General features: G+C 43.8%; 6 protein-coding genes and 1 pseudogene. 3 read left to right on the top strand and 4 right to left on the bottom strand.

All coding sequences use genetic code 11. The features are described from left to right. Nucleotides 1–571, bottom strand: a 571-nt coding sequence (locus tag F6J99_RS40685) for an AAA family ATPase (protein WP_293122017.1), incomplete at its 3' end; no start/stop codon positions are given. A 297-nt stretch (nucleotides 572–868) separates the two neighbouring features. Between F6J99_RS40685 and F6J99_RS40680 the strand changes: the two genes are divergently transcribed. The 3 genes from F6J99_RS40680 (at nucleotide 869) to F6J99_RS40670 (ending at nucleotide 4,400) form a co-directional block, all read left to right on the top strand. Continuing rightward, complete coding sequence (locus tag F6J99_RS40680; RefSeq protein ID WP_293122014.1) at nucleotides 869–2,917, top strand: AarF/ABC1/UbiB kinase family protein; 2,049 nt, start codon at nucleotides 869–871, stop codon at nucleotides 2,915–2,917. A gap of 217 nt (nucleotides 2,918–3,134) precedes the next feature. Continuing rightward, on the top strand, nucleotides 3,135–3,491 hold the full coding sequence (locus F6J99_RS40675) for a hypothetical protein (RefSeq protein ID WP_293122011.1): 357 nt from the start codon (nucleotides 3,135–3,137) through the stop codon (nucleotides 3,489–3,491). A 24-nt stretch (nucleotides 3,492–3,515) separates the two neighbouring features. Then, nucleotides 3,516–4,400 (top strand): hypothetical protein, encoded by an 885-nt coding sequence (locus tag F6J99_RS40670; protein ID WP_293122008.1) that lies wholly within the window; start codon nucleotides 3,516–3,518, stop codon nucleotides 4,398–4,400. A 246-nt stretch (nucleotides 4,401–4,646) separates the two neighbouring features. Here the strand turns inward: F6J99_RS40670 and F6J99_RS40665 are convergent, their stop codons facing one another. The 3 genes and pseudogenes from F6J99_RS40665 to F6J99_RS40655 form a co-directional block, all read right to left on the bottom strand. After that, complete coding sequence (locus F6J99_RS40665; protein ID WP_293122005.1) at nucleotides 4,647–5,426, bottom strand: DUF3598 family protein; 780 nt, start codon at nucleotides 5,424–5,426, stop codon at nucleotides 4,647–4,649. A gap of 28 nt (nucleotides 5,427–5,454) precedes the next feature. Continuing rightward, nucleotides 5,455–5,673, bottom strand: coding sequence for a hypothetical protein (locus tag F6J99_RS40660; protein WP_293122002.1), 219 nt, complete (start codon nucleotides 5,671–5,673; stop codon nucleotides 5,455–5,457). Between the two features lie 74 nt (nucleotides 5,674–5,747). Beyond that, nucleotides 5,748–5,934, bottom strand: a pseudogene (locus tag F6J99_RS40655) (hypothetical protein); the annotation flags it as partial.

Raw genomic sequence — 5,934 nt, 5'->3', positions numbered from 1 at the left:
GTTGTAGGCGTTCTTGCTGAGACCTTTGCTGTGTCTCTAGAGCTTTCTTGGCCTCTTGACAAGCTATATACGCAGATGCAACTCGATCTCGCTGTTGGATCACTTGGGAACCGCCGTAAAGGTCGAGTAGCCCTCGTTGGCGTGCTGGCATAATTAGCTGTATGGTTTGACCCTGAGCAGTAATTTCTACCAAGCGCTCACGCAGTCCCTCCATCAGTTGCCGATTGACTATCGTGCCATTGACCCGAGAACGCGATCGCATGCCTTTCTCTGTTGCGGTAATCTCTCGGCTACAGACTAAATCGGCTTGATCAAGTAACTCAATCTCTTGCTCACTCAACCAGGCTATCAAGGGGTTATCTACCGAGAAGGTAGCTTCTACCAAAGCCCGTTTAGTCCCTGTGCGAATCAGCCGATTGGTGACTTTTCCCCCCAGGGCAATATCAATGGCATCCAAAATAATGGACTTACCCGCACCGGTTTCCCCAGTCAACACATTTAGACCAGCACCGAATTCCACGTCTAAGTGGTCAATTAAGGCAAAGTTGTGAATTCGCAAATAAAGTAACATTGAGCAAAATTCACTGTTGGGAAAATTGTGATATTAAACACATTTTGTAACAATTTCGGAAAAGTCACACCCTAATACCCAATTGAAGTCTAAGGGTTAACTCTAGTAATCGTTGACCGTTCACCATTCAGTTTATCGTCAAGTGTCCACTAAAAATCAGTATTCTTACCCAGGAATGGGTTATTCCACCATTCTGGTATGAAGATTGCCGAACCTTTATTAAGTTTTAATGATATCCCCCTTTTGTTACAATAGTTTACAGAATCGCTTCTGTTGGTCCGTCGGAAATATCTTCTTATGAATCCTAAAACAGTTTCCCCAACTTCTGTTCAAGCACTAGACTCACAGGCTGATGCGGACAGGTCAGTGGTACCAGTGTCGGGAACTCAGAGCTCAGTTGAGGAAGAGTTGAGCTCGACAACGGAATCCTCTGTCTTGGAAACAGAAAAACCACGGTACGACCCGTCCGCGATCGCAGCCAAGTACCACAAGGCATACCTGCAAGTTCTAGGGCGGTCTTTCACGATTATTTCTTCATTTATATCGTTTGCTCTAGGTCTGTGGTGGGATCGGTTTCGCGGTCGGGATGTTACCAAGAACCAGCGCAGAGCGATTCAGCTGCGGGAAATTTTAACCGACCTAGGGCCAGCTTACATTAAAATCGGACAAGCTCTTTCCACACGACCGGATTTAGTCCCACAAATTTTCTTGGATGAGTTGACGCTGTTACAAGACCAACTCCCAGCCTTTGAGAATGAGGTGGCTTATCAATTTATTGAGGAAGAATTAGGCGATCGCCCGGAAAATATTTTCGCTGAACTGACTGAAAAGCCTGTGGCAGCGGCTTCCTTAGGGCAGGTGTATAAGGGCAAGCTCAAAACTGGGGAAACTGTTGCGGTCAAGGTACAGCGACCAGGATTGGCACATAAAATTACCCTCGATCTTTACATTATACGCGGTCTGGCACAGTGGGTACAAAGCAATGTCAAGCGGGTGCGCAGTGACTTGGTTGCCATCATGGATGAGTTTGGTGCCCGGATCTTTGAAGAGATGGACTATCAGCATGAAGGGCGCAATGCTGAACGCTTTGCCAAGCTTTACGGCAAACTACCAGAAATTTATGTTCCCCGAATTTACTGGGAGTACACTGGGCGTCGTGTCCTGACTATGGAATGGATAACGGGTAGTAAGCTGACGGATATGGAAACAATCAAGGCTCAAGGCATTGATGCCAAGCACTTGATTGAAGTTGGGGTAAACTGTTCCTTGCGACAGCTACTAGAATACGGATTCTTTCACGCTGACCCTCACCCTGGAAACCTGTTAGCCACCTCTGACGGCAAGCTGGCTTATATTGACTTTGGGATGATGAGCCAAGTCAAGACGTATCAGCGCTATGGTTTGATTGAAGCTGTTGTCCATTTGGTCAATCGTGACTTCCCTGGTTTGGCCAATGACTACGTGAAGTTGGAGTTTTTGACCCCAGAGACAGACTTGACACCAATTATTCCTGCCCTGGCCAAGGTTTTTAACAACGCCTTGGGAGCCAGTGTGGCAGAACTCAACTTCAAGAGTATCACTGACCAGTTATCAGCGTTGATGTATGAGTATCCCTTCCGGGTACCCGCTTACTATGCCCTGATTATTCGCTCCCTCGTCACCTTAGAAGGGATTGCCATTAATGTTGAGCCAGATTTCAAAGTACTCAGTAAAGCCTATCCTTATGTAGCCAAGCGCCTATTGACGGATTCATCACCAGAATTACGGGCATCCTTAAGGGATTTACTGTTCAAGGATGAGGGTTTCCGTTGGAACCGTCTAGAAAACCTGTTGCGTAATGCTGGAAATTCTCCAGATTATGATATCAACCAAGTCTTAGATCAGACCCTAGACTTTATTTTTTCAGAGCGAGGAGCTTTCATTCGGGAGCACTTGGTCAATGAAATTGTCAAGGCTATCGATAGCTTTGGAAGACAGACCTTGGATAACGTCAGTTATGCTTTGCAGGAACGTCTAGGCTTAGAAATAAATAATAAAGATAATCAAGACAACAAGCCAGAAGATAAACCCGAAAGCACTGAGAATATCAAGCGGATTTGGAAAATTTTACAAGACACTCCTGGTTTTGACCTAATGCAATTGTTGCCAGTTATTCCTCAAGTGTTGATAAAACAGGAGACCCAGGAAATGGGACAAAAAATTGCTGGTAGTTTGGCACAGCGAGTGATTGCTCGGATGATTCGGGAGGCTTTACTCCAAGATAATCCTGATCATGGCACCCTTAACGGTCATGAGCAGGGGTCAAACCCTAACTTGGTTTTGCCCCCTACTGCTGCAATGCGATAGATTATAGCAATATTGTTTTGTTGAAGGTTGAAAGTTGAAAATTGAAGGTTGAAGGTTGAAGGTTGAAGGTTGAAGGTTGAAGGTTTAAAATTGAAGGTTACAGGTTACAGGTGACGCAGTTGAAGGTTACAGGTTACAGGTTACAGGTTACAGGTGACGCGGTTACAGGTTACAGGTTATTAAACTTTAAAACTTTCAACCAAACAACCTTGGCCTATTGGCCACGCGTTCGCTGAAAGCGGGACGAAGTCCATCGCTGAAAGCGGGACGAAGTCCATCGCGTTCAACCAAACAACCTTGGCCTATTGGCCACGCGTTCGCTGAAAGCGGGACGAAGTCCATCGCTGAAAGCGGGACGAAGTCCATCGCGTTCAACCAAACAACCAAACAACCAAACAACCTTCAACCAAACAACCTTCAACCTTCAACCTTCAACCATCCAACCTTCAACCTTCAACCATCCAACCTTCAACCATCCAACCTTCAACCTGACAACCTGACAACCTTCAAACCCAAATCTGCCCAACAAATCCGGAATCTAACAAATCCAAGACGTAGGTTACAGTATGACTAAGAGGGATTAATCTAGTTGAAACCTATGTCTAAACTACAAGAAGCATTGGAATTCATCGAGAAAATTGAACGTGAGAACCCTGGTAAATCTGCTTATGAAATTGTTAATCATTTGCGTGGGTACACTAAGAAGGAATATACTAGTCGGTTATGGAGTACAGCTACGGGGTATCACCAAGAGTATATTCGAGATGAATTTGAAGGAAAACTCAATATCAATGAATTGATATTAAGTGGTGAAATTACTGACTTTGGTCATTTTATCGGTTCCCTTTCTGATCAAATTGATCAGCCTGGATTCCAATGGTCAGATTTCACTAGCTGGACTGGTGACCATACCTCATGGGCTGGAGATATTGGTTCGGCTATTGTGGCCTATCGAGACCCCAATGATAACATAGATGTTAACAGTGTTGAAGAAGCTTTGGATAGGTTAGCCAGAGATTCTGATTATACTGCGGATATTGCAGCTTACGTAGTAGGAGAAATGATTAACTCTCGTAAGCAATCTTCTATTACTCAGGCGATTTATCAGTATAATTCCAAGTCCTACTCAGAAAATGTTAGGACGTTTCTTAAAAAGCGTTTTGGCGCAGTTATTGAAGAAGGTCAACTTAAGAATCCGGCTGGACTTGATTCAAAAATGCGTAGCGCTATTTCTACTTATATCCAGTTTTCTTCAGCCTATGAGTCCTTAAAGTCTCTCAAGGATTTAGCTAAGTTACCTCTAAATTTAGGTTCAGAAGATAACTCTATACCTAATAGTGTTGATATTTTTAAAGGTTCTCAACATTTTATCAAGCATATAGTAAAGTATGGTAACTTAGATAGTTTACTATTCAAGCCATACCAAATACCTGGGATGTCTTGGCTAGGAACCGTGAACTATGAAGTTAGAGTAACTGGCTGATTTAACTAGTTCATTATTGTTAAATCGGGAATCGGGAATGGGGAATCGGGAATCGGGAATATCAAGTCAGGTCGAATACCCATAATTACAGGGAGGGTGGGAAGTGTGGGGAGATGGGGAGATGGGGAGATGGGGAGATGGGGAGATGGGGGAAATTTTTATTAAGGGTAATTATAGCGACATGATATAAGAAGTAGTTTTTGGGACTTAAGAGTATTTTTAAATATATTTTTTATCATAGTTTTACTAAATTCTAAATACTTCTACGGTAAAACTGGTAAACCCCGATTGATCATAGTGGCGAGTGCCTCGTTGCAATACAGTCTGGTTAACCAGCCAATCTACTGCCACAAAAAACTCTTTTCCACTCTCTACCTGTGCCGGACAACTGATTGAAATTCCGTTGGTAAAGTGTAACCTCAGGTAATCTTTAGGTAAATCGTCTAACGGTTGCCATGAGGTTACTACTGGGGCTGAAATTTGCCAGTCCGGGGTTATTGTTTGGACTGTTCCTTGCCAGTCGCTACTAATTTGATGGGCGGGAGCTAGAGCAGGCACATTCACGAAGCGATGCAGCGCGGTCTTGGGGTCCCCCCCATGAGCGACTGCATCAAGAAAATGTCCTAGGTGTTCCGGAAAGACAGTAAAGCGTTTCAAGCTGCCACTTTCATCGTATTTGGCAATCGCAGTAGCACGACTATTTTCATACCTTAAACATATATCGGAAAAAAAGGTGGAGCCAGATTTTACTGTGCTGGAACCCCAAGAAAAGCCATTGTCTAAAAACAAGCCAGTTGTGATAGGTTGCTTGTAGGGTCCAAAGGTTTTTGTCTCTGTCTTGCCATTAGCATAAGTATAGTGATTTTGCTGATGTATTTCACTGCCTTCTGCTGTGGGACGAAAGCTTCTAATACAGCGCCAAGATTCTATGACGTCTCCTGTGGTTGAGTATCTAGTCCAAATCCCATAGAAGTCTCCTGAATAATATTGACAGAACTTCTTCCAATTTTGAAGTTTTCGATCCATAGGTTTATTCTGTTATATACAGCGTTTTTCAATTTGGTGAGGTACAAATTTCTGGGTTTGAGGGAGTAGGGAGCAGGGAGCAGGGAACAGGGAATCGGGAATCGGGAACAGGGAATCGGGAATCGGAAATCGGGAATCGGGAATCGGGAATCGGGAATCGGGAAGTATAAAATTGTAAAAAAGTGTATTTTATAGTTATTAAAAAAAACCTGGATATAGTTGATTCTTTGCTATAGATAAAAACCAAAGTTTAGGTTACATATTTTATAGTATTTTTTTAAAAAAAGTTATCGTTAGCATAGCTTTTTATAGGTTAAATTATTAATGTCTTAGGTCAGTGTCTGGATAATTACCCTTAATAAAAATCTGTCCCATCACCCCATCTCCCCATCTCCCCATCACCCCATCTCCCCATCTCCCCATCTCCCTCTCTCCCTCTCTCCCTCCCTCCCTCCCTCCCCCTCTCCCCAGCCCGGAAGCCCACACGTCCCAACCCCAGCCCCCGCCC

The sequence above is a fragment of the Moorena sp. SIO4G3 genome (assembly GCF_010692305.1).
Classification (GTDB): domain Bacteria; phylum Cyanobacteriota; class Cyanobacteriia; order Cyanobacteriales; family Coleofasciculaceae; genus Moorena; species Moorena producens_A.
The sequence above is the reverse complement of the archived record's forward strand: the minus strand, read 5'-3'. Positions and strand labels throughout refer to the sequence as shown.